Source organism: Sphingobium sp. MK2 (assembly GCF_040170545.1).
In the GTDB taxonomy this organism is placed as follows: Bacteria; Pseudomonadota; Alphaproteobacteria; order Sphingomonadales; family Sphingomonadaceae; genus Sphingobium.
Window position 1 is genome coordinate 16608 of the sequence record NZ_JAZDXA010000017.1, and the last position, 22055, is coordinate 38662.

Sequence of the window (22055 nt, forward strand, 5' to 3'; positions counted from 1 at the left end):
CGTGCCCACCTCATTTGCCGGTTGTCCTTCGCAACGTGAAGGGCGCGCTGTGTACGACCCCCTTGATAACCGTCTGGATGCGATAGCCATCGGCTGCCGCACTGCGGCCGATCGTGCGGATGGCCGGCATGTCGCGCGCGTCCACGCCGCGGGCCAGCGCATAGGTCATCAGCCTTTCAGTAAAGGCACTGGCAAATTCATCCTTCTGCGTCAGCAATATCCGCTTGAGCCCGGCTAGCCCCGCAAATTGCGTACCATCGGGCATTCGTGCCGACACGTCGATGGGCTGGCCCGCATCCCTCTGGCGGAAAGCGCCGACAGCATCGAAATTTTCGAGCGCGAAACCCAGCGGGTCCATCTTCACATGGCAGGCGGCACAGGCAGGACTTTTACGGTGCAGTTCCAATTGCTCGCGCGCCGTCAACAGGCGACCGTCATGCTTGTCCTGCAAGGCAGGCACGTCTGGCGGCGGCGGCGGCGGCGGCGCAGCGAGCAGATTGTCGAGTATCCACTTACCCCGCTTCACCACCGACGTGTGATTGCCATAGGACGTCACAGTAAGAATGCTGGCCTGGCCCAGCAGTCCGCCGCGATTGGATGCCGGGTCCAGGCTGACGCGGCGCATGGCGGTGCCGGTGACGCCGCTGATGCCATAATGGTCGGCCAGCCGCTGATTGAGGAACGTATAGTCGGCCGCAATGAAATCCAGCAGGCTGGCATTCGTTCGCAGCACATGGCTAAAGAACATCTCCGTCTCGCGCGCCATTGCATTGCGCAGCCGGGTGTCGAATTTGGGGAAGACGGTGATATCGGGCCGCTGCTGGTCCAGGTTCCGCAGATAGAGCCACTGACCCGCAAAATTGGTCGTCAACGCCTGCGATCGCGGATCGGCCAGCATCCTTGCGACTTGCGCATCCACAACGCCCGGTTGCTGTAGCTGGCCGGATTCAGCGAGGCGCAGCAGGGTTTCATCGGGGATGCTACTCCACAGGAAGAAGGACAGGCGCGACGCCAGCTCGATGTCGGTCAGGCGACGGACGCCGCCTGCCTTGCTCCCCGCCGGGTCCTGTTCGATCAGGAACAGGAAATGGGGGGACACCAGAATGGCCTCCACCGCCGCCTCGACCCCATGTTCGAAATCGGACTGCCCCCTCTCGGTCGCATAGACCCGCATCAACGGTGCCAGATCGCTATCGGTCACGGGGCGTCGATAGGCACGGCGGGCGAGCGTGGCGACGATCTGCCGGGCGCAAGCGGTCTCGGCGGTGACGCGCGTCGGCTTGCACAGGAAGATGCGGTCGCGGCTGGGCGTTTTGCCGACCCCGCGCGGCGAAAACGGCCCCGCCACGTCGATCTGAAGTATGTCGCGCGGGAAATTCTGCTGCGAATAGCGCGGCGACATGCGGTAGGACGGCACGTCGATCGACGCGACGCGCACTCCATCGACCGAAACGTCCATCGGCAGCATCACCGGCGCTGCGGTCGGCACTGGCACTTTGTCAAGATCGTTGCGTAGCGTCTGGACGCTTTCGTCGGGCGCGATCTGGCGGCGGAACGACAGGCCGATGACATGCGCACCGGCCTTCAGCGGTACACGGACGCTGACCTTGTCTTCCTTTTGCCGGTCGGTTTCATTGTTGGTGTTCGCGTTCAGCCAGCCGCTGACCTCATAGGTGGCATCATAGCGGGCATAATAGGTGAAGGCCCCGCCACCGCGCGAGCCGAGCGGCAGGTGCTCGCTGGCGCGCTCGTTATAGGCAGGGCGACCCGCATTCATGACCGACCCATCCTTGGGGACTTCATAGGATGTCACAAATTCTCGCCGGGACGTCAGGCCCGTGGCCATGCGACCGACCTTGCCTGCCACCGCGATATAGCGATCCATCAGCGTCGGCGAGACGCTCAGCACGTCCGCGATATTGTCGAAGCCATAACCCGAATTATCCTGCGGCAATTCGCGGCTGACGTCGACCCGGAGCGCCAGCAGGTCGCGGACGGCATTGGCATATTCCACCCGGTTGAGGCGACGCAAAGTGGCGCGGCCTGGATCGGGATGGGCGGCGGCATAGGCATCGAGCCCGCCTTCCAGCCATTGCACGAAGGCGGCCCTCTGGGCGGGCGTAGGCTGCGGCTTGTTCAGCGGCGGCATCTCACCCTGGCGGGTGCGCCGCAGGACCTTTTCCCAAATGTCCATGTTCGCGCCGTGCAGCAGGTCGACATCTTGCAGATCATCGAGCGACAGGTTGGCGATCTTGTCGCTGTCATTATGACAGCGCGAACAATAGTCGCCCAGGATCGCTGGGGCGACATCCGCCCCCGTCAGCGTCACTGCCGTCGGCAATTGTGACACGTCATCAGGCCGGGCAAGAACCGACGCAGCGGCAACCAGCGCACTCAGCGCCAGGATGCAACTGGGTAATGTCGGACGCCAATTCAGGCCCATCTATTGCGATCCCATGTTCCACGGGCAGCCACCCACCACCCTTTCACCCAGTCAGGACGATCGGCGGCGCATCGCCCGCCGTTCATCGATGCACATTGGATGTGGGCGCAGGCCTATTGAGGATTCCGCCGTGCGTCCATTGCCGTTAACGGGACGGTTGAATCGCAAAATTAGGCTACCCCTGTCGATAAGCCGCGATACCGTCTTTCCGCCCAAGCGCTCTGATTTTGGCAACAGGACGTCCACTATATCGTCATTGAACATCGCAGGTTCCATCGCCAGAAGGGCCGCAAAATGGGGGGACATATGATGCGGGCGACTGCGCTGTTGGTGGCGTTGATGCTGGGTACGGGGCCGGTCATGGCACGGACGCCCGTCGCCCCTATGTCGAACGAAGCGCGCACAGCCGCCTATCTGGATAGCATCGTGGGCAGCAGCCCGCGTCTGCGCATTTTCCTTCAGGCGATGCCCAAGGGCGGCGACCTGCACAATCATGCGGGCGGTGCCAATTTCGCAGAGGATTATCTGCGCTGGGCGGCGGCCGACGGCCTGTGTATCGCAACCGACAATCATCATATTGTCGAACCGCCATGCGACGCACCGGGCCGGATCGCGGCGGCCGGGCTGGAACGCGCCTATCCCCATTATTCGCGCGCGATCGACGCCTTTTCCACACGCGGCTTTGAAGCGGGCGTGGGTGATCCGACGGTGTCGGGCTATGACCGTTTCTTCGCGACCTTCGATGCGTTCGGCCCGGCCTATAGTCAGCATGTCGGCGAAGCCATGGCCCTAACCCGCCAGCAGGCAGCGGCCGATCATATATCCTATGTTGAACTAGGTAGCGGCGCGCGCGCAGGCTGGGCGCTCGGCGTCAAGATGGCCGATGCCGACGCCAGCGATCTTGCCGCCCTCCATGCCAGGATTGTTCCACTCTTGCCGGACGCCATCGCCAGCGCGAAGGCCGATTATGACAGCTATGATGCGCAGGGTGCGGCGATCGCCGAGTGCGGGACGGCGAATGCCAAGCCGGGCTGCGAGGTCGAGATGCGCTATCTCTACACGGCGATCCGCACCAACCCGCCAGCGCAGGTGTTTGCGCAACTCGCCTTCGGCTTTGCCCTGGTCGAGGCCGACCCGCGCTTTGTCGGGGTCAATATCGCCGCGCCCGAACATGATCCGGTCGCGGTGCGGGATTATGCGCGCCATATGGCGATGATCGCCTTCCTCAAGGTCCGGCATCCAAAGGTCAAGCTGTCGCTTCATGCCGGTGAACTGACGATGGGCCTGGTGCCCTCGCGCGACCTGAGCTTTCACATCCGCGACGCGGTACAGGTTGCAGGGGCCCGGCGGATCGGCCATGGCATCGATATCGCCTATGAAAGCGACGCGCCTGCATTGCTCGCGCGCATGGCGCGGGACCAGATTGCGGTGGAAATCAACCTGACCAGCAATGCCGTCATCCTGGGCGTGAAAGGCAGCGATCATCCGCTCTCGCTCTATCGCGAGGCGGGCGTTCCGGTGGTGCTGTCGACCGACGATGAGGGTGTATCGCGCAGCGACATGACCAACGAATATCTGCGCGCCGTCACCGAACAGGGATTGCGCTATGGGGACCTCAAGCAGATTGTGCGCAACGGGCTGCATTATAGCTTCCTGCCCGGCGACAGCCTTTGGCGGGACCGCCCCGGCGGCCCACGGGTCGCTGCCTGCTTGGTGATCGATGCGTCGGCATGCAGCGCTTATCTGGCGGCGAGCCCCAAGGCTGCGGCGCAGGCGACGCTGGAGCGCGATCTCCAGATCTTCGAAGCTATGCCACGCTGAGACGGTCCGGGACGACCAGGTTAAGAATCACGGCCACCAGCGCGGCGGGCAGAACGCCTGACGTCAGGATGATACGCAGCGTTTCGGGCAGATGCGAAACCGCGTCCGGCTCCAGTTCAAGCCCGATGCCGATCGACAGGGCGACGCCGAAGATCAGCATGTTGCGTTGCGACCAATCGACGCCGGACAGGATCGAGAGTGCCGCCGATGCGACCATGCCGAACATGACGATCACCCCGCCGCCCAATATCTCGATCGGGATGGTGGTGATGAACGCCCCGATCTTTGGCGCAAGGCCGCACAGGATGAGGAACAGCGCGCCGATCGTCACGATATGACGGCTCATAACGCCCGTGATCGCGATCAGCCCGACATTCTGGCTGAAGGATGTGTTGGGCATCGCCCCGAAGATGCCCGACAGCGCCGTCCCCAAACCGTCCGCGCTGGTCGCGCCGATCAGTTCGCGGTCGGTGGCGGGGCGCCCGCCACTCCCCTCGCAGATCGCCGATACAGCGCCGATCGATTCGATCGCGGAGATGAAACCCATCAGGCAGAAGCCCAATATCGCGGGGAACGACACGGCGAAGCCGAAATGGAAGGGCTGCGGGACCATGAACCACCCGGCGGTTTCTACCGGGGCAAGCGACACGCGCCCCATTGCCGCAGCGACGGCATAGCCCGCGACCAGGCCCAGCAGCACCGAAGCCGTCGACCATAGGCCGCGCCCATAGAAGCTCAGGCCCAGTGTCACGACCACGACGACGCCCGCGAGCATCCAGCTCATGGCCGCGCCATAGGCGGGTGTGCCCTGCACTGCCGCGCCACCTGCGGCATATTGCACCCCCACCCGCATCAACGACAGGCCGATCATCAGCACGACCAGCCCCGTGACCATCGGCGGCAGGGCGAAGCGGATGCGGCCGATGCAACTGCTGATGCAGGCGTGAAACAGACCGCCGAATATGGCGGCCGTGGTCAGTTGGGCCATCGCGGCGACCCCCTGCCCCGCGACGATCGGGATCATCACCGGCAGGAAGGCGAAGCTGGTGCCTTGAACGAGCGGCAGGCGCGCGCCGACCGGGCCGAGGCCGATGGTCTGTATCAGCGTGGCGATGCCTGCAAAGAGCATGGCCATCTGAATCATGTAGATCATGGGTGCCGGATCAGCCGATCCCACACCGAAACCGGCCGCGCCAGCCACGATGATCGCCGGGGTCAGGTTGCTGACGAACATCGCCAGGACATGCTGGACACCAAGCGGGATCGCGACCGCAAGCCCTGGAAAATAATCGGGATCGCGGGCCTCCGCCCCCGTCATTGTGCGGCTGGGCGTGGCGATGTCGGCTTTGATGGCCAGATGAGAGGTTGGGGTCATGGAGCACTCCACGGGCGAGACGGCGGAGAATGGGCGGCCATCAGGCCAGGCTCATAAGGCGGGAGAGCGATCGATCGGCCGCGCGCAGGATCGTGGCGCGATCGGCCTGCACCAGTTGGCCGTCACGCACCACAGCGCGGCCTTCGACAAACACGTCGCGCGCGCCTGCGGGGGGGCTAAGGATCAGGCCTGCGACTTTGTCCCACGCTCCCGTCGAGCCGAAGTTCACACCGTCCCACAGGACGATATCGGCCCGCTTTCCTGGCGCGATCATGCCGCAGTCGGGACGCCCCAGCATTTGCGCGCCACCACGGGTCGCGATGAACAAAGCGTCGCGCGGATCGAAAGCGGCGGGGCCGCCGACCGCTCGTTGGAGCAGCATTGCCTGCCGCGCTTCGAGCAACAGGTTCCCGCTGTCGCTGGAGGCCGATCCATCGACGCCAAGGCCGAGCGACACGCCCTGTTCGAACATCGCCTTGAGCGGCGCGATGCCCGACCCCAGGCGGCAGTTGGAACAGGGACAATGGGCGATGCCCGTGCCGGTGCGCGCGAACAGGACGATTTCCCGCGCGTCGAGTTGGACGCAATGGGCGTGCCAGACGTCCGGGCCGGTCCAACCCAGGCTTTCGGCATAATCGCCGGGACGGCAGCCGAAGCGTTCGAGCGAGAAAGCCACATCATCGGCATCCTCCGCCAGATGGGTGTGGAGCATCACGCCTTTGTCGCGCGCCAGCAGCGCCGCGTCGCGCATCAGGCCCTGGCTGACGGAAAAGGGCGAGCAGGGCGCGACGCCGACGCGGACCATGGCGCCGTCGCTGGCATCATGGAAACGGTCGATTACGCGGATCGTGTCGTTGAGGATCGTGCGCTCATCCTCGACCAGACTGTCGGGCGGCAGGCCGCCGGCGCTTGTCCCTACGCTCATCGCCCCGCGTGTGGGATGGAAGCGTATGCCGATCCCCTGCGCGGCGGCGATGGTGTCGTCCAGGGTCACGCCATTGGGAAAAAGGTAAAGGTGATCGGACGTCAGGGTGCAGCCCGACAGCGCCAGTTCGGCAAGGCCAAGCTGGGTCGCGGCAAAGACGTCATCAGGCCGATAATGTGCCCAGATCGGGTAGAGGCGCTTGAGCCAGTCGAACAGCGAAGCGTTGATCGCGCCGGGCAGCGCACGGGTCAGCGACTGATAGAGATGATGGTGGGTGTTGACGAGGCCGGGCGTCACTACGCACCCGGATGCATCGATCACCGCATCGGCCTGCGCCACCCATGGCACTAGTTCAGCGGTCGTCCCTACCGCAAGGATGACCCCATCCCGGAACGCGACCGCCCCATGCGCGATTTCCCGCCGGGGATCATCCATGCAGACCAGAATGTCGGCGTTGCGGATGACGGAAAGACCCATGCTATTGGGGCACGGTCTTTTCATAACGATCCCAATGGCCGACCAGTTCGTCTACCACTTTGGACCCGACCAGATAGAGACTTTCGAGCGCGGCGGTCATGCCTGCATAACCTTCATTTTCGGTCAGCAGATAATGGGCGGCGGTGTCGCCGGGCGGCGGCATGGTGAAGTTGCTGCCCGCACGCAGCACCATGAACCGATTCTTGTCCACGCGGCCGATCTGATCAAGATAGACGATCGACTGATAGGAACCTGTTTCCTCCATGGCGGAGGTGACGAATTCGCCCTTCCCCTGCGTCCAATAATCGACCCAGTCGTTGGCCCAGTCGGTCAGGCGCGCGCCGTGCCAGAAGGTCATCGCCGCCAGTTGGTCGCCCTTGAGCACGAAGGGCGGCTTTTGCGCCATGGGATGGTTCGTGAAGCGCGCCCTTTCCTTCTGGATCGAAGGATCGTCGGGCAGAACCATGTCCTTGGTGAGATCATAGGCCCAATCGCGCAGGGCGGGGTTGATCTCGAAAATCTCACCCTGGCTGACGGGTGGGCTGGGATCGGCGGGCCCCTTGCTGTGCAGCGCGAAATAGCCGCTCTTCCAGTCTGCGGGAATTTCGCGCGCGTCGATTTCATGGGCGAGGTCGCCGTCGACCAGATAACGCGCCCAGGCCGCCGACCCGATCGATGCGTCTTGCGGATCGATGCCTGCAATGCCCGCGACCAGCCAATAGGCGTGGGACAGGTCGAACCGCTGATCCAGGCCCAGTGCCATGGTCGCCGTTGCTGATTTGATATTGCCCATGCCGGTCACCATGCCGAGCACCTGGGTCTTGGGATCATAATAGAGGTCATGATGGGACTGAGGAAAGGGGATGCGCATATCGAGATGCCGCCTTTCCTTCCAGAGCTGAAACTCGCCGGGCTTGTCGCCGCTATCCTCACCGATTTCGAACATCGTGACGATGACGACACGGACCGGCAACGGCGTGGAGCAGGCACCACCGGGCGTGCAATGGGTAATATCAGCCGGGGCCACCGGGGCTGCGCCAAGCGGCAGCGAAAGGAGGCAGGCACTGGCCAGCGTGGCGGTACGTATCAGAAAGCGAATGATGACGGCCTATCCTTTCTATGAGCGGGAGACGCGGCCACCGGCCGACGTCTCCCTTGCCGATCAGAATTTATGAGAAATCGTCGCCTGGAAGCTGCGTGGCCGTTCGGGCAGGACGATGGTGCTGCCGAACAACTCCGTGAAGTTGGCGCGATAATAGGTTTCGTTGGTCAGGTTCTTGATGTTCAGACGGAACAGCCATTTGTCCATCTCATAGGATACGCCGACATCGACCAGTGTATAGGCGGGCAGCTTCACAACCCGCGACTGGCCCGAAAAGACCGAGTCCACCTTGACCACGCTGGCCGAGAAGGCGAGCCCGCTGTCGAATGAATAGGTGCCTGTCAGCGAATAGAGATTCTTGGGAATACCCGCGCGCGCTGCGGCCGCCTTGTTGGGGATGGGCACCAGGCCGCCGACCTGCCCGCCGAGCGTCAGTGTCGGGTCGCTGACATTCACCAGATCCTCGATCCCAAAGAAGCTGAAAGTGGAACCAGCGTCCAGGAAGGTCAGGTTGGTGACGACCGTATGGGTGTAGGCACCCGTTACCAGGAAATGCTTGTCCACCGACCAGCGGAACTCCGCCTCGACACCCTCGGTCTCGACCGACTGGTTGACGGTCGACGACTGGATATTATGGTCCGTCCGCTCCTGCTTGTAGACCGATACCGCGCCATAGAGCATGTTGTTGAGGAAGCTGCCCTTGATACCGGCTTCATAGAGTTTGGAGGCCGTAAGGAAGGTCTCGCCCGCAGCAGTCGCGGCATCGATTTCCGACCCCTGCCCCGCAATCACCGTCGTCTGGCGCGAAGCCGTCACATAGGGAATGACACCGAAGGGCAGTTTGTAGGAAGCGCTGGCATTCCATGACCAGCCACCCTTGCTGCCCGAACCCGAAATGACGTCAGGCACGTTTTCCAGCTTTTCGACGATGCTGGTGGATTCGACATGCACCTTGTCGTAGCGCGCGCCCAGAACCAGGCCGAGCCCGAAATTAAAATCGATGTCGGCGAGACCGGCCATGCCGTAATCGACGAAATGGCCTTTCATATAGTTGGCATAATCGCAATCGCATTCCGTCGACAGCAAACGATCGGACAGCGGCGTATAGCCTTGGGTCAGATCAACACGGTGAAAATATTCATAGTTGAAATCATCGCCATGGAGGAATTTGGTATAGCGCACCGAAGGGGATGCCTGGATAGAGATTTTACCAGCCGTGGTATCGAAACTTTTGGCCACCACGATCTTGTCTTCGATCACCCAGCTCTTATGGAATTGCGAGAATCCATAGGCATTCTCGTTCATATTATCGATGCCGTCGTAGAATAATTGGTTCTTGATCTCGTAGCCACCTTCGGGCGCGAAAATGATGTCGAAATATCCTGTCTTCGCAATATTATCGAGACGATCATTTTTGCCGGTCAAGACATTGCGGCGGCTGAGCTTCGTGGTGCCGGTATTTTCCAGTGCCAGGTTGGGATAGGTACTGGTAAGACAGGCGTCGGTGAAGGATGCCGCGGACGTGCTGCCGCCACCGCACCCGAACGTACCGAATGGGTTGAAATTACCGCCAGCGTTGAATTCGCTTGGCGACAACTGCCCGTCGCCGTTAGTATCGAGCGGCTTGGCGGTCCCCGTGATGTAGGTGCCGTTATCGACCAGATCCTGGGTCAGGCGATTCCAGCCGCCATTCTGCTGGCCTTTGAAATTATGATACATGCCTCCAAATTCGATGCGGAGGCTGTCGGTAAGCTGATTGTCGAAGGCGGCTTCCAGGATCGTCTGCTTGGTCGACATATTGTTATAATAGCTGCCTGAATCCTCGATTTCGGCATAGAGGCTATAGCCAAACTCGGCAGCGCCGATTTTCGCCGGGCCGCGCACCTGGGCTTTCAGAACATTATAGTCCCAACTGCCGCGCGTATAGCTAACCTCTCCTTCGGACGCGCCCATCAATGCGCCGCCGGCGACCCGTGCCGATTTGGGCACGAAATTCATATAGCCCCCGGTCTTGGATGGACCATAAATCGGGGACGATGGACCGCGGACGATGTCGATCCGTTCGGACGCGCCGATTGGGGTGGGATAATTGCCGGGATTGTCGAGACGGCGGACACCGCGGAAATAGACTTCGCCAGGTGTGCCGCGAATGTCTAGCGCGCCGCCGACACCAAAGAAGCTGTTTGTGAAGGTGCCGGGCGACTGGGCGACGAGATCGTAGATATTGGTGATGCCGAACCGTTCGATCTGCTCGCTACTAATGGTCGAGGCGGAGCGCGGGGTTTCCAGGAGCGTCTTTTTGAAGCCAAAAATGGAACCGACATCCTTGAGCGGCAGCGCTTCGAGCGCACCCGTCACGACGATGTCTGCCCCCTGCTCCGGGGCGTCGGCAGGTAGACCATCCTGCGCTTGGACAGGCGACGTCAGCGCCGTGCAGGCCAGCAGGCCGGCCGTGAACAAAGTCAGTGATGCGTACGACCCGCTGCTCGGCGCGCTCAATCCGTGAAATTTCGCCATCTATATATTATCCCCCTAGTGCGCAGGGGCAGCAAATATACCGTCACCCCGCTGGTTACCCTCGCCTGCTCCTCTCCATTTTCTTGTGATAATTTATGTTCTTACAGACTATTTATGGGCCTCAGAGCGGCTACTTTGAACGGCCGTCACGCTGATCGATCCCTCTCGTCTTCGCCTCGGCAGGCGCTTGTTAGGCAGAGGGAGCGACCAACATCACTTTGAGACCATCAGAGACGCCCGGCCCAGGGTAATGACGTGCGCACGCCACCAGGTCGCAGCCCTCTTCTTGCACGCGCAACTGCCCCATCATGCTTCCCCCAATGCGGTTACGTACCGCCATCCCTGTCCGCACGATTATTGGGGTTCTGCACACCCCAGATCCATTGGACGCATCTCAAGACGCTCTGTTGCATTGCAACTAAGGACTTGACGTGATGCGATCAAATGCAATGAATTCGACGCAGTGTTGCAAAAAATAGGGTGGGTATGCCGGCACTTTCACGTTTTTTACGCTATTTCATAGCGGTAGGCCGACTGGGATCGATCCGGCGCGCCGCCGACGAACTCAATGTGTCGGCTTCGGCGATCGATCGGCAGATATTAAATGTCGAGGCCACGCTAGGCGTGCCGTTGTTTGAGCGGCTGCCGACGGGTCTGCGATTGACCGCCGCAGGCGAGGTCATGATGGCGGCGGGCACCAAATGGCAAAAGAATCTGGTCGATGTTCGGGCGCAAATAGAGGATCTGCGCGGTCTCAAGCGCGGCCATGTCGACATCGCGGTCATCGACGCTCTGGCAAAGGGCTATATCCCGACGGCGATCCAAGCGCTCCAGACCAAATATCCCGGCATTACGATCGGTGTCCGGGTGCTCGAAAATGATGCGGTGCGTCAGGCGACGGTACGCGGCGAGGTCGATTTCGGCATTTTCTTCGAGCCGCAGACGGTTCGTGACCTGGCGGTACGCGCCTTTGTGGAGATCGTGCTTGGCTTCGTCACCCCGGCAGGACATCAGCTCGGTGCCAAGCGCGAGGCGCGCTTTTCGAGCTGTGTCGGATCGAAATTGATCGTTCCAGCCGAACCGCTGGCCGTTTACGAGCAGATCGCCGTGCTGGAAGGGGCGACAGGCGTGCAGATCGACCGGGCGGTGTCGTCCGACAATATCCAGATGATCACCTCGTTGGTGACGCAAGGGGTCGGCATCGGCATATTGACGTCACTCGACGTCATCACGGAGGTTCGGCGCGGCATCCTGTCCTTCACCAAGATTTCGGACCCGATCTTGCGGCCCATGACGCTGGCGCTATGCACGGCATCGGCGCGCACACCTTCCTATGCAGCGGGTATCGTATTGCAGGAGATAGAGACCGGCTTCCCGCAACTCAGCTACCCGATATCGATCGACGGCACTGCCGAAGAGTGAGCCTGTGTCCGCTGCCATTTGCCCAATCCGTGCAGAACCGATATCGGGATATCCAACCTTGATCGCCAATGGACTGAACTGTCATGCATGAATCGGCTAAGCCGCACCTTCATTATATCACCAACGATGCCTTTCTGGCCGATGTGCAAAGCCTGGCGCAGTTGATCGACCAAAGCGACTGGAAACCCGATTTCATCATCGGCATCGGGCGCGGCGGTCTGGTCCCCGCAGTGTATATCTCACACCAGACGCAACTGCCCATGCTCTCGATAGACCATAGCTCCAAGGTGCCGGGCTTTGCCGACGAGCTCCTGGCCAAGGTCGCGGCCAAGAGCGCTACGGGCCAGCGATTGCTGTTCATCGATGACATCAACGATAGTGGCGGCACGATCGACTATGTGCGGCGCTTGCTCGCCGACAATGGGTGCCAGGACGACAATTTGCGCTTCGCAGTCATCGTGACCAACAGCCGGTCTCGCGTGACGGTAGACTATTGGGCACAGATGATCGACCGGGATGAGGATAAGCGCTGGTTCGTCTTCCCCTGGGAAGCAGTCGGCACGAAGGATGCCATTGTCGAGGAAGCCCTGTCGGTGCCTGAGCGGCTGAGCTAAAATGCGGGGAGCGTCATGCGAATTTGCGTCTATCTAGGTTCCTCGCCCGGCCATTCCCCTGTCTATCGTGAAGCCGCCGAACAAGTCGGCAGGCTGTTGGCAGAGCGCGGCATCGGCCTTGTCTATGGCGGCGGCATGGTAGGGTTGATGGGGGTGATCGCCGATACGGTCTGCGCGGCTGGCGGCGAGGTGATCGGCGTCATCCCCGAAGCGCTACGTGCGCGCGAGCATGACCATCCAGGGCTTACCGAGTTGCACGTCGTCAAGACGATGCACGAACGCAAGGCAATGATGGCGCAATTTGCCGATGGGTTCCTGTGCCTTCCCGGCGGCATCGGTACGCTGGAAGAGATATTCGAGGCCTGGTGCTGGTCGCAGCTTGGTTATCACGAAAAGCCCTGTGGGCTGCTCAACGTCAACGGCTTCTATACGCCGATGTCGACCTTCATCGATTCCGTGGTACGGGAAGGATTCCTCCAGCCCCGGCACCGGGCAATGCTGCTGATCGATGATGATCCTGAACTGTTGCTCGACCGTATGGCCCGATATCTGCCGCCGCAAACCGAACATTGGCTGGGTGCCGACGATCTTTAACCGATCGTATCAATCAGGTCAGGTAGCAGGGCGAGCCGGTCGAGTTGACGGAAGCGGGGGTGATCGGAAGGAGACGCCGCGATTTCATGAACCCAGGCACCTTCCTGTGGGATGTAGGCGGCCCACGCCCCCGCCTCCAGTGCCGGATGGATATCGGATCGCATGGAATCACCCGCCATGATCGCCTCGTCGGGGGCGACGCCATATTGGGCGAACACCCGACGGAAGGTGTTTTCCGTCTTGTCGCTGACGATTTCGATTCCGCTGAACAGGTCACCCAGCCCTGACGCTGCCAGCTTCGATTCCTGGTGCAGCAGGTCGCCCTTCGTCACGAGGACGAGCTGACCCCGATGGGCCAGCGCCGCCAGCGTGTCAGCCACATCGTCGAACAGATCAACCGGATGCGCGAGCAACGCGCGCCCGGCGGCCAATATCTCCTCGATCATCGTTTTGGAAATCTGATCCCCGGCCAGTTCGGCCGCCGTCTCGATCATCGAGAGGGTGAAACCCTTGGCACCATAGCCGTAAAGTTTGGGGTTGCGCCCTTCGCAGGCGTTGAGCGTGTCACGGGCGATATGGGTGTCGGCAAAGGGCTGGAGCATGGCCACCAGCGCCTCTTCGGTCGCGTTGAAATGCCGCATGTTATGCCAGAGCGTGTCGTCGGCATCAAGGCAGATGAGCTTGATCGTCATAGGCGTATCCTAGGGTCGGGAAGACTGGCTGGCGACGGTCATTTTCACTTGGCTGTTGGCCATCAGGCGGATCATCAAGGCTTCCAATCGGGCTGCATCGATCGTGCGTATGACGGTGGCGGGCTGTTCGCCAAGGCCGGGGCGATAGGGCGCGAACCAGGAAAGCATATCGCCATAGCCGGGGCCGAACTGGCTGTTATAATCGACATAGAGGGTCTGTTGATCAGTCACGAGGGTCGGGTCGAGCCAGACGCCCGCCGCGATCTCGTCCCACAGCGGGAACCCGGGTTCCAGCGCGCCGATGAAGCGGGCAAGGTCAGGGCTGGCGGACTTTGCCATGCGGTCGAGCAGCGACTGGCTGCGCTGCGTGCCGGTCGAAGGGTCGACCGGCACCACGATGATCGCTTTCCACGGACTGCGCGCCACGATGCTGGCAGCTTCGGGATCGAAGCGGATGTTGAATTCGCGGCGCGGCGTGTTAACGAATTCGCGGGCGAAATCGGCGGCGGCGCGATTGTCCAGTGTCTGCCGGGGATTGAGCGAGCCGCCCATATAGACAAGTTCCTTTGCCAGGGTGGCGAAGGCGGGGTCAAGCCGCTGGGCGAGCGCGAGATTGGTGAGCGGTCCGGCGGCGATGATCGTCACTTCGCCGGGATATTGGCGGACCATGCGGATCAGGAAATTGGCGGCGATCTCGTCGCGCGCCTTGGTCGTTGGATTGCCTTCGGGCAGGTTCACTGGATCATCGGGACCGAAATAGGGTGGCGTGCTTTGCTGGGTCGGTTCGACCCACTGTTTCATCCACGCCCCCTTCCATGTCAGCTTGCCATAGAGGGCTTCCCAGCGATCGGTCAGGCCTTCCGAGTTCAACAGCGGATAGGTCGCGCCCTGCGCGACCGGCACGTCGGTGCGGTTGACGATTTCGAGTCCGCGCAGCGCCATGGCCGTGGCGCGATTGGCCCATATATTGCCGGATACGGTGGTGATGCCCAGCACATCAACGTCGGGTGCCTCCAACAGCATGAGGTGCATGAGCGCAAAGCCCTCATCGTCGATAATGACCTTGCGCCGGGGTGTGTCGGCATGGGCGAGACCGATGGTCAGGAGCAGCACGAGAAGGGTCGCGAGCAGCCTCATAGATAGGCGTCCAGTCGTTTAAGATGGGCGGCGATAGCGTCGGCCGGTAGGAACGACCCGGTGAAGCTGTTGCGGGCCAACTGACCAAGTTGCGAGCGGGTGAGGCCGCGCGCCGCCGCGGCAGCGCGATAATTGTCGGCGATATAGCCGCCAAAATAGGCCGGATCGTCCGAATTGATTGTGGCGCACAGGCCGAGGTCCAGCATCCGGTCGATGGGATGATCGGCCAGATCGCCCACGACGCACAGTTTGAGGTTGGAGAGCGGGCAGACAGTGAGCGTCATCTCCTCCCGCATTAGCCGTTCGACCAGCGCATCATCCTCCAAAGCGCGATTGCCATGGTCGATCCGGTCGACATGGAGCAGGTCCAGCGCCTCATAGACATAGGCGGGCGGGCCTTCTTCGCCGGCATGGGCGGTCAGGCGCAGACCCTTGGCCCTTGCTGCCGCGAATACGCGGGCGAATTTTTCGGGCGGATGGCCGTTTTCGGAGGAATCGAGACCGACGGCGGCGATCCGGTCGAGCCAGGGGTCGGCGGCGGCCAGCGTTTCAAACGCCGCCTCTTCGCTCAGGTGGCGCAGGAAGGAGAGGATGAGCGCGCTGCTGATGCCGTGGCGCGCCTGCGCGTCTCCACAAGCGGACAGCAGCCCTTCGATGACCACGGCGAAGGGGATGCCGCGATCCGTATGGGTCTGCGGATCAAACATGAGTTCGGCGTGGACAACGCCGTCTGCCACCGCGCGATCGAAATAGGCGGCGGCTAGATCATGAAAGTCCTGCTGCGTCCGCAGTACATTCGCTCCGGCATAATAAATGTCGAGAAAATCCTGCAAATTGCCAAAAGCATAGGCGGCTCGCACATCCTCCACACTGGTATAGGGGATGGCGACGCCATTGCGTTTGGCAAGAGCGAACATCAGTTCCGGCTCCAGGCTGCCCTCGATATGGAGATGAAGTTCGGCCTTGGGCAGGCCGATGATGAAGCTGTCGAGATCGGTCATGATACTGTGCCTTGTCGGTCCCAGGCGCATTGGCCCATGATATAGGTCCGCGCGATGACGCGGTCGTCACCGAGGATTTGCAGCGCGAAGAGACGTTCTGCAAGCGTGGCTTTTTCCGTGCGGCGCGCCAGCAGCGGGGTGGCTGCACAGTCGAGTAGGATGAAATCGGCCTCTTGCCCCGGTTCGAGACCGCCAACACGGTCGTCAATGTGGAGCAGCGCAGCACTGCCCGCTGTCGCCAGATAGAGGGCGCGGAACGGATCGAGCGGATAATGACGCGACAGGGCAGCCTGATAGGCCAGACCTGCGGTATGGAGCAAGGAGAAGGAGGTGCCCGCGCCGACATCGGTGCCAAGGCCGATGCGCACGCCATGAGCATCCGCCTGCCCGAAGTCGAAGAAGCCCGACCCCAGAAACAGGTTGGAACTGGGGCAGACCGCAATCCCCGCGCCGCTTTGGGCAAGCCGGGTACAGGCGCGGTTGGACAGGTGGACGCCATGGGCGAAAACCGATCGATTGCCAACCAGACCGAAGCGGTCATAGACGTCGAGATAATCCTGCGCCGTTGGAAAACGATCCGCCACGGCGGCACATTCGCGCAGATTCTCGGCCAGATGCGTGTGCAGCAATATGTCGGGATGATCGGCGAGCAAAGCACCCGCGACCTGCAACTGTGCGTCCGAGGAGGTGAGGACAAAGCGCGGCGTCACCGCATAGCCGAGCCGCCCACGGCCACGCCAGCGCCGGATCAGCGCGTCGCTCTCGTCGCGCGCACTCTCGACCGTGTCGGCCAGCCCGTCCGGTCCCATATCCATCAATATCTTGCCCGATTGGATGCGCATGTTCCGGCTGAGCGCCGCGTCGTACAGGGCATCGACCGAATGGGCATGTACGGTGGGAAAAACGAGCGCACTGGTCGTGCCGTTGCGCAGCAGTTCGTCCAGAAACAGGCCCGCCGTGCGATCGGCATGGGCGCGGTCGGCAAAGGCCTTTTCAGCCGGGAAGATATGGCGATCCAGCCAGTCGAGCAATTGTTCGCCGTGCGAGGCGATATGGTCCATCTGCGCATAATGGACATGGGCGTCGATGAAGCCGGGGACGATCAGGCCAGGGAGATGCTCGATCGCGAGGCCAGGATAGCGACCCGCTAGCGTCGCATAGTCGCCCCGCGCGACGACAATGCCATCCTCGATCGCCAGCAACCCATCTGGTTCATGGCGGATGACATCGTCGTAGTGATAGGGATCGCGCGAAACCGACAGGAGTTCACCGCGAAAGCCCCGGATTGTCATGCCACCCTCAATTGCAACAGTTGGGCCAGCACGGCGATGGCGATGACATCGGGTTCCTTGCCCACGACGCCCGGCACGCCGATCGGCGATGTCAGCCGTGCGCGCGCCTGCGCATCAATGCCATCGCGCGTGAGCCGGGCATGAAAGCGGGCACCTTTGGTGGCGGAACCGATCAGGCCAGTAAAGGCGCAGGGCGGACGGCTGAGCGCTGCGTGGGTCAGGCGATAATCGAGGCCATGATCGTGGGTCAGGATGAGGATGGCCGCGTCATCGGGCGCGTCTGCGACGCATTGCTCGATCGCCGCTTCTGGGACCACGGTGACGCCCTCGATCATCTCGAATGCCGGGCGGGTGTCAAACCAGGACAACCGAAAGGGCAGACTGGCGGCGTAGCGAGCGATGGCCTGACCAACATGGCCAGCGCCGAACAGGTAAAGCGGGCGGCGGTGCTGCCCGATAATTTCCGCCAGACTGTCGCCCGCGCGAGGACGATCGCCGCGCGCCGACAGGCCGGATGGCAGGGCATGGTCGCTCACATGCCGGTCCACCCGGTCCGGCAGGAAGGTCGAGACGAGAATGCGTTCGTCCGCCGCATCCGCCAGCCAGTCCATGGCTGTGGGATCGAGATGTTCGATCAACAACCGCACCCGCCCGCCGCAACATTGGCCCAGCAATGGCCCCAACGGATAATCCTGCACCCGCCAATGGCCCGGCGAATGCGCAAGGATGGCGCGTGCCTGCTCCACTGCGCGATATTCCAATTGGCCGCCGCCGATCGTGCCATGAAGCGCCTCCTCGGTAACGAGCATCCGCGTTCCCGCCCCGCGCGGCGCGGAGCCTTCGCTTGCCACGATGCTGATCAAAGCGCTCGGTGCCTTGCCTGCAACGCACCTCAGCCAGCCCAGCCACTCGCTCATCGCGCGCGATGCTCCGTCACAGCGCGCAATATGCGTTCGGGGGTGGCGGGGGCGTCGAGGCGGGGGAGCGCGCGCGCATCCGGCGCGACCGCTGCGACGGCGCGGGTCAACGCCGAAAAGACCGAGATGGCGAGCATGAAGGGTGGTTCGCCGACTGCCTTCGATCGGTTTATCGTCGGCTCGACATTCTCGCCATCCCACAGGCTGATCGTCATATGGTCGGGCCGGTCCGATGCAGTGGGGATTTTATAGGTGGCGGGCGAATGGGTGAGCAACCGACCTTGATCATCGAAGATCAGTTCCTCGGTGGTCAACCAGCCTTGTCCCTGGATGAACCCGCCTTCGATCTGGCCAATGTCGATTTGCCGATTGAGCGATCGGCCGACGTCATGGAGGATATCGACGGCCAGTATTTTATGCTCGCCGGTCAGCGTATCAATCGCGACCTCCGCCACCGCCGCGCCATAGGCAAAATAATAGAAGGGCCGCCCCTGATGCACGGCACGGTCATAGGCTATGCCCGGCGTAGCATAATAGCCGGTGGCGGCCAGCGATATCCGGCCGATATGCGCCTTGCGGCACAGTTGGGCGAAGGTCAGGCGCTCGCTCCCGGCTATTACCCCGTCCGGAGTGAAGTGGACGTCCGTGTCGGCACAGTCGAATGTGCGCGCCAAAAATCCGGTTAGTCGGTCACGGATCGTCATCGCCGCATTATAGGCGGCCATGCCGTTCAGGTCAGCGCCCGACGAGGCAGCGGTGGCCGAGGTATTGGGCACCTTGTCGGTGCGGGTGGCGGTGATCCGCACCCGGTCGATCGGTACGGCAAAGACATCGGCGACCACCTGCGCCACCTTGATGTAGAGTCCCTGCCCCATTTCCGTGCCGCCATGGTTGATCTGGATCGAGCCGTCGGCATAGACCAGCACCAGCGCGCCAGCCTGGTTCAGATGAGTGGTGGTAAAGCTGATCCCAAATTTGACTGGCGTAAGCGCTATCCCGCGCTTGATGATGGGACTTGTGGCGTTGAAGGCGTTGATCGCGGCGCTACGCTGGTCATATCGGGCATCGGCGCGCAAACGAGCGATGAGTTGCGGCGCGATATTGTCGGCGATCGTCATGCCATAGGGCGCGACATCGCGACCAGGGCCGTAAAGATTGGCGCACCGCACCGCCAGCGGATCAAGGCCCAGATGCGCAGCGACATCATCCATGATGCGCTCTATTGCCAACATCCCTTGCGGCCCGCCAAAGCCGCGAAAGGCAGTGTCGGACACGGTGTTGGTCTTGAGGCGTTCCGACAGAATTTCGACATCGGGCAGCCAGTAGCAATTATCGGCATGGAACATCGCCCGGTCGTTGATCGCCGGGGACAGATCGACCGTAGCACCACAGCGCGAGGCGAGGCGCAGATGTAGCGAAAGGAGGTGGCCCTGCGCATCGAAACCGACATCATAAGCAATGCGGAAAGCATGGCGCTTGCCGGTCATCACCATGTCGTCGTCGCGGTCGCAGCGGAATTTGGCGGGGCACCCCGTCCTGTCAGCCACCAGCGCCGCCGCCGCCGCGAACAAGGCGGCCTGCGTCTCCTTGCCGCCAAAGGCACCGCCCATGCGACGCACCTCTACCGTAACATCGGCGGAACTGCGGTGAAGCATATGGGCGACCAGATGCTGGACTTCGCTGGGATGCTGGGTGGAGCAGAGCAGATGGATCTGGCCATCCTCACCGGGCGTCGCGACCGCGACCTGGCCTTCCAGATAGAAATGATCCTGCCCGCCCATGTCAAAGGTGCCGATCAGGCTATGGGGCGCGGCGGCCAGCGCTCCATCGGCATCGCCGCGCGCCATGCGCTGGGTCGGTTCGATAAGCGAATTCGATAGCTGCGCGGCCTCAATCGTGAGGCAGGCGGGGAGCGGTTCATAGTCGATCCTGGCGAGCCGTGCGGCCTTGCGCGCTGCGCGCTGGCTGGTGGCGGCGACCAGGAAGATGGCTTGTCCAACGTAGATGACCTCACCATCGGCCAGCAAGCGATCATCGCCCGCAACCGGACTGACATCGTTCGCGCCGACTATATCGGCCGCGGTGAATACATGCATCACGCCCTCCGCCGCGTAGACGGCGGAGAGGTCCATGGCGCGGATGCGGGCATGGGCATAGGTGCTCTGGCCAAAGGCGAGGTGGAGCATATCGGAGGATTCTGGCCCGTCATCGACATAGCGCGCGGTGCCGGTGACATGGAGATGGGCACTGTCATGCGGGTGCGATGGCTTGGGCAGCACGCGCCATGCGGGATCACGATCAGCCATGGACGGCGTCCAAGTCAAGGACCGACACGACCTGCCCCTGTTCTCGATGCCACAGGCGCAATAGCAAGTTTGCGGCGGCGTCGAGACGGTAGGCGGCGGAGCCTCGAACGTCGCTGAGCGGGGCATAGTCGGTACGCAGGGCGGCGGCGGCCCGTTCCATCGTCGCCAGCGTAAAAGATTGCCCAACCAGCGCGGCTTCGCATAGCGGCGCGCGACGGGGGGTGCCCGCCATGCCGCCAAAGGCGATGCGCGCGGCGCTGATGGTACCGCCCTGCACAGTCAAGTGAAAGGCGCCGCAAACCGCCGAAATATCGCTGTCGAAACGACGCGACAATTTGGTGATATGAAGGATGGCATCAGGGTCGGGACACGGGATCCAGAGACTTTCAACAAATTCCCACGGGCGGCGGTCCTGTTTGCCATAGTCGAGAAAATACTCTTCCAACGCCATCGTTCGTCGTCCGTCACGGCTGCGCAGCGTCAGTTCAGCGCCCAGCGCAATGAACGCAGGCGGCCCGTCGCCGATTGGCGATCCGTTGGCGATATTACCGCCGACGGTTCCGGCATTGCGGACCTGCAATCCACCGATCCGTCGCGTCAGTTCTCCCAGGTCGGGATGCAGGCGCGCAAAGGCAGCATGCACATCGGCATAGCGCACGCCAGCGCCCAGCCGGATACCCGCAGGGCTTTCCTCGATCGCCTGCAATTCGACGATATCACCAAGAAAGATCAAGGTGTCGATATGGCGTAGCCCCTTTGTCACCCAGAGACCGACATCGGTGGCACCCGCCACCATCCGCGCGTCAGGATAGTTGACCAGCAGGTCGGCCAGCGCTGCGCTACTGCGGGGCGCGAACCAGCGTTGGTTGCCATGCTGTCCCGATACGGCCGGTGTGTCCGACAGAGCTTTGAGCGCCGAGATGACCGCTGTGTCGTCGCGCTCCAGCGGGCCGGTGGCATCGGCCGCCGCCAATATCGGGCCATATCCTGTACAGCGGCACAGATTGCCTGCCAGGACGTCGGCGACCGGCAGGTCATGGCCGCTGGCCCCCACGCAACGGCCATAAAGCGACATGACGAAACCCGGCGTGCAGAAGCCGCATTGCGAACTGCCATTGGCGGCCATGCAGGCCTGGAGCGGATTGAGCGCGCCGTCGGGGGCCAGACTTTCGACGGTCAACAACGCGCGGCCATCCAGCATCGGCAGGAACAGGATGCAGGCATTGACCGCACGCCAGAGGATGGCGTCACCGTGCAGATCGCCGAGCAGCACGGTGCAAGCGCCGCAATCCCCCTCGGCGCAACCCTCCTTGGTCCCGGTCCGGCGCATGGTGTAGCGCAGATGGTCTAGAAGGGTCGCGGTGGGATCGACATTGACGATCTCGACCAGCTCGCCATCCAGCAGGAAACGAATGCTCAT

The 22055-nt window shown here is 62.2% G+C and carries 16 protein-coding genes; 4 read left to right on the forward strand and 12 right to left on the reverse strand.

Features of this window, described 5'->3' with window-relative positions; all coding sequences use genetic code 11:
- Nucleotides 1-10: 10 nt before the first annotated feature.
- On the reverse strand, nt 11-2443 hold the full coding sequence (locus tag V2I08_RS09790) for a DUF1592 domain-containing protein (RefSeq protein WP_349634925.1): 2433 nt from the start codon (nt 2441-2443) through the stop codon (nt 11-13).
- A gap of 306 nt (nt 2444-2749) precedes the next feature.
- Here V2I08_RS09790 and V2I08_RS09795 point away from each other — a divergent pair, with 306 nt between their 5' ends.
- A complete protein-coding gene (locus V2I08_RS09795; protein ID WP_349634926.1) occupies nt 2750-4264 on the forward strand; it encodes an adenosine deaminase in 1515 nt (504 codons plus the stop codon).
- On the opposite strand, the gene V2I08_RS09800 is transcribed toward V2I08_RS09795, so the two are convergent.
- From V2I08_RS09800 to V2I08_RS09815, 4 genes are all read right to left on the reverse strand, one after another.
- A complete protein-coding gene (locus tag V2I08_RS09800) occupies nt 4251-5639 on the reverse strand; it encodes a nucleobase:cation symporter-2 family protein (protein ID WP_349634927.1) in 1389 nt (462 codons plus the stop codon). The genes V2I08_RS09795 and V2I08_RS09800 overlap by 14 nt on opposite strands.
- A 40-nt stretch (nt 5640-5679) precedes the next feature.
- Complete coding sequence (locus tag V2I08_RS09805) at nt 5680-7041, reverse strand: 8-oxoguanine deaminase (RefSeq protein ID WP_349634928.1); 1362 nt, start codon at nt 7039-7041, stop codon at nt 5680-5682.
- A gap of 1 nt (nt 7042) precedes the next feature.
- Complete coding sequence (locus V2I08_RS09810; RefSeq protein ID WP_349634929.1) at nt 7043-8068, reverse strand: purine nucleoside permease; 1026 nt, start codon at nt 8066-8068, stop codon at nt 7043-7045.
- A gap of 135 nt (nt 8069-8203) precedes the next feature.
- Nucleotides 8204-10660 carry a TonB-dependent receptor plug domain-containing protein gene (locus V2I08_RS09815; protein ID WP_349634930.1) on the reverse strand — a complete coding sequence of 819 codons (2457 nt, stop codon included), beginning with the start codon at nt 10658-10660 and terminating at the stop codon, nt 8204-8206.
- 486 nt (nt 10661-11146) lie between these two features.
- Between V2I08_RS09815 and V2I08_RS09820 the strand changes: the two genes are divergently transcribed.
- The 3 genes from V2I08_RS09820 to V2I08_RS09830 all read left to right on the forward strand — a co-directional run bounded on the left by V2I08_RS09820 (nt 11147) and on the right by V2I08_RS09830 (nt 13290).
- Nucleotides 11147-12082, forward strand: coding sequence for a LysR family transcriptional regulator (locus V2I08_RS09820; RefSeq protein ID WP_349634931.1), 936 nt, complete (start codon nt 11147-11149; stop codon nt 12080-12082).
- Nucleotides 12083-12165: 83 nt separating this feature from the next.
- The gene (locus tag V2I08_RS09825) at nt 12166-12696 is read left to right on the forward strand and encodes a phosphoribosyltransferase domain-containing protein (protein WP_349634932.1); all 531 of its coding nucleotides are present in this window, start codon (nt 12166-12168) and stop codon (nt 12694-12696) included.
- Between the two features lie 15 nt (nt 12697-12711).
- On the forward strand, nt 12712-13290 hold the full coding sequence (locus V2I08_RS09830) for a TIGR00730 family Rossman fold protein (RefSeq protein ID WP_349634933.1): 579 nt from the start codon (nt 12712-12714) through the stop codon (nt 13288-13290).
- Here V2I08_RS09830 and V2I08_RS09835 read toward each other — a convergent pair.
- The 7 genes from V2I08_RS09835 to xdhA are packed head-to-tail and all read right to left on the reverse strand — an operon-like array spanning nt 13287 to nt 22055.
- Nucleotides 13287-13982: an HAD family hydrolase gene (locus tag V2I08_RS09835; RefSeq protein ID WP_349634934.1), complete on the reverse strand. Its 696-nt coding sequence runs from the start codon at nt 13980-13982 to the stop codon at nt 13287-13289. The two genes, V2I08_RS09830 and V2I08_RS09835, sit on opposite strands and share 4 nt — an antisense overlap.
- A 9-nt stretch (nt 13983-13991) precedes the next feature.
- Nucleotides 13992-15119, reverse strand: coding sequence for a nucleoside hydrolase (locus tag V2I08_RS09840; RefSeq protein WP_349634935.1), 1128 nt, complete (start codon nt 15117-15119; stop codon nt 13992-13994).
- A complete protein-coding gene (locus tag V2I08_RS09845; RefSeq protein ID WP_349634936.1) occupies nt 15116-16120 on the reverse strand; it encodes an adenosine deaminase in 1005 nt (334 codons plus the stop codon). The genes V2I08_RS09840 and V2I08_RS09845 overlap by 4 nt, the downstream gene beginning before the upstream one ends.
- Nucleotides 16117-17412 (reverse strand): guanine deaminase, encoded by a 1296-nt coding sequence (gene guaD, locus V2I08_RS09850; RefSeq protein ID WP_349634937.1) that lies wholly within the window; start codon nt 17410-17412, stop codon nt 16117-16119. The genes V2I08_RS09845 and guaD overlap by 4 nt, the downstream gene beginning before the upstream one ends.
- Complete coding sequence (gene xdhC, locus V2I08_RS09855; RefSeq protein ID WP_349634938.1) at nt 17409-18329, reverse strand: xanthine dehydrogenase accessory protein XdhC; 921 nt, start codon at nt 18327-18329, stop codon at nt 17409-17411. The genes guaD and xdhC overlap by 4 nt, the downstream gene beginning before the upstream one ends.
- Entirely contained in the window at nt 18326-20635 is a 2310-nt protein-coding gene (gene xdhB, locus V2I08_RS09860) for a xanthine dehydrogenase molybdopterin binding subunit (RefSeq protein WP_349634939.1), read from the reverse strand. The genes xdhC and xdhB overlap by 4 nt, the downstream gene beginning before the upstream one ends.
- Nucleotides 20628-22055 carry a xanthine dehydrogenase small subunit gene (xdhA, locus tag V2I08_RS09865; RefSeq protein ID WP_349634940.1) on the reverse strand — a complete coding sequence of 476 codons (1428 nt, stop codon included), beginning with the start codon at nt 22053-22055 and terminating at the stop codon, nt 20628-20630. The genes xdhB and xdhA overlap by 8 nt, the downstream gene beginning before the upstream one ends.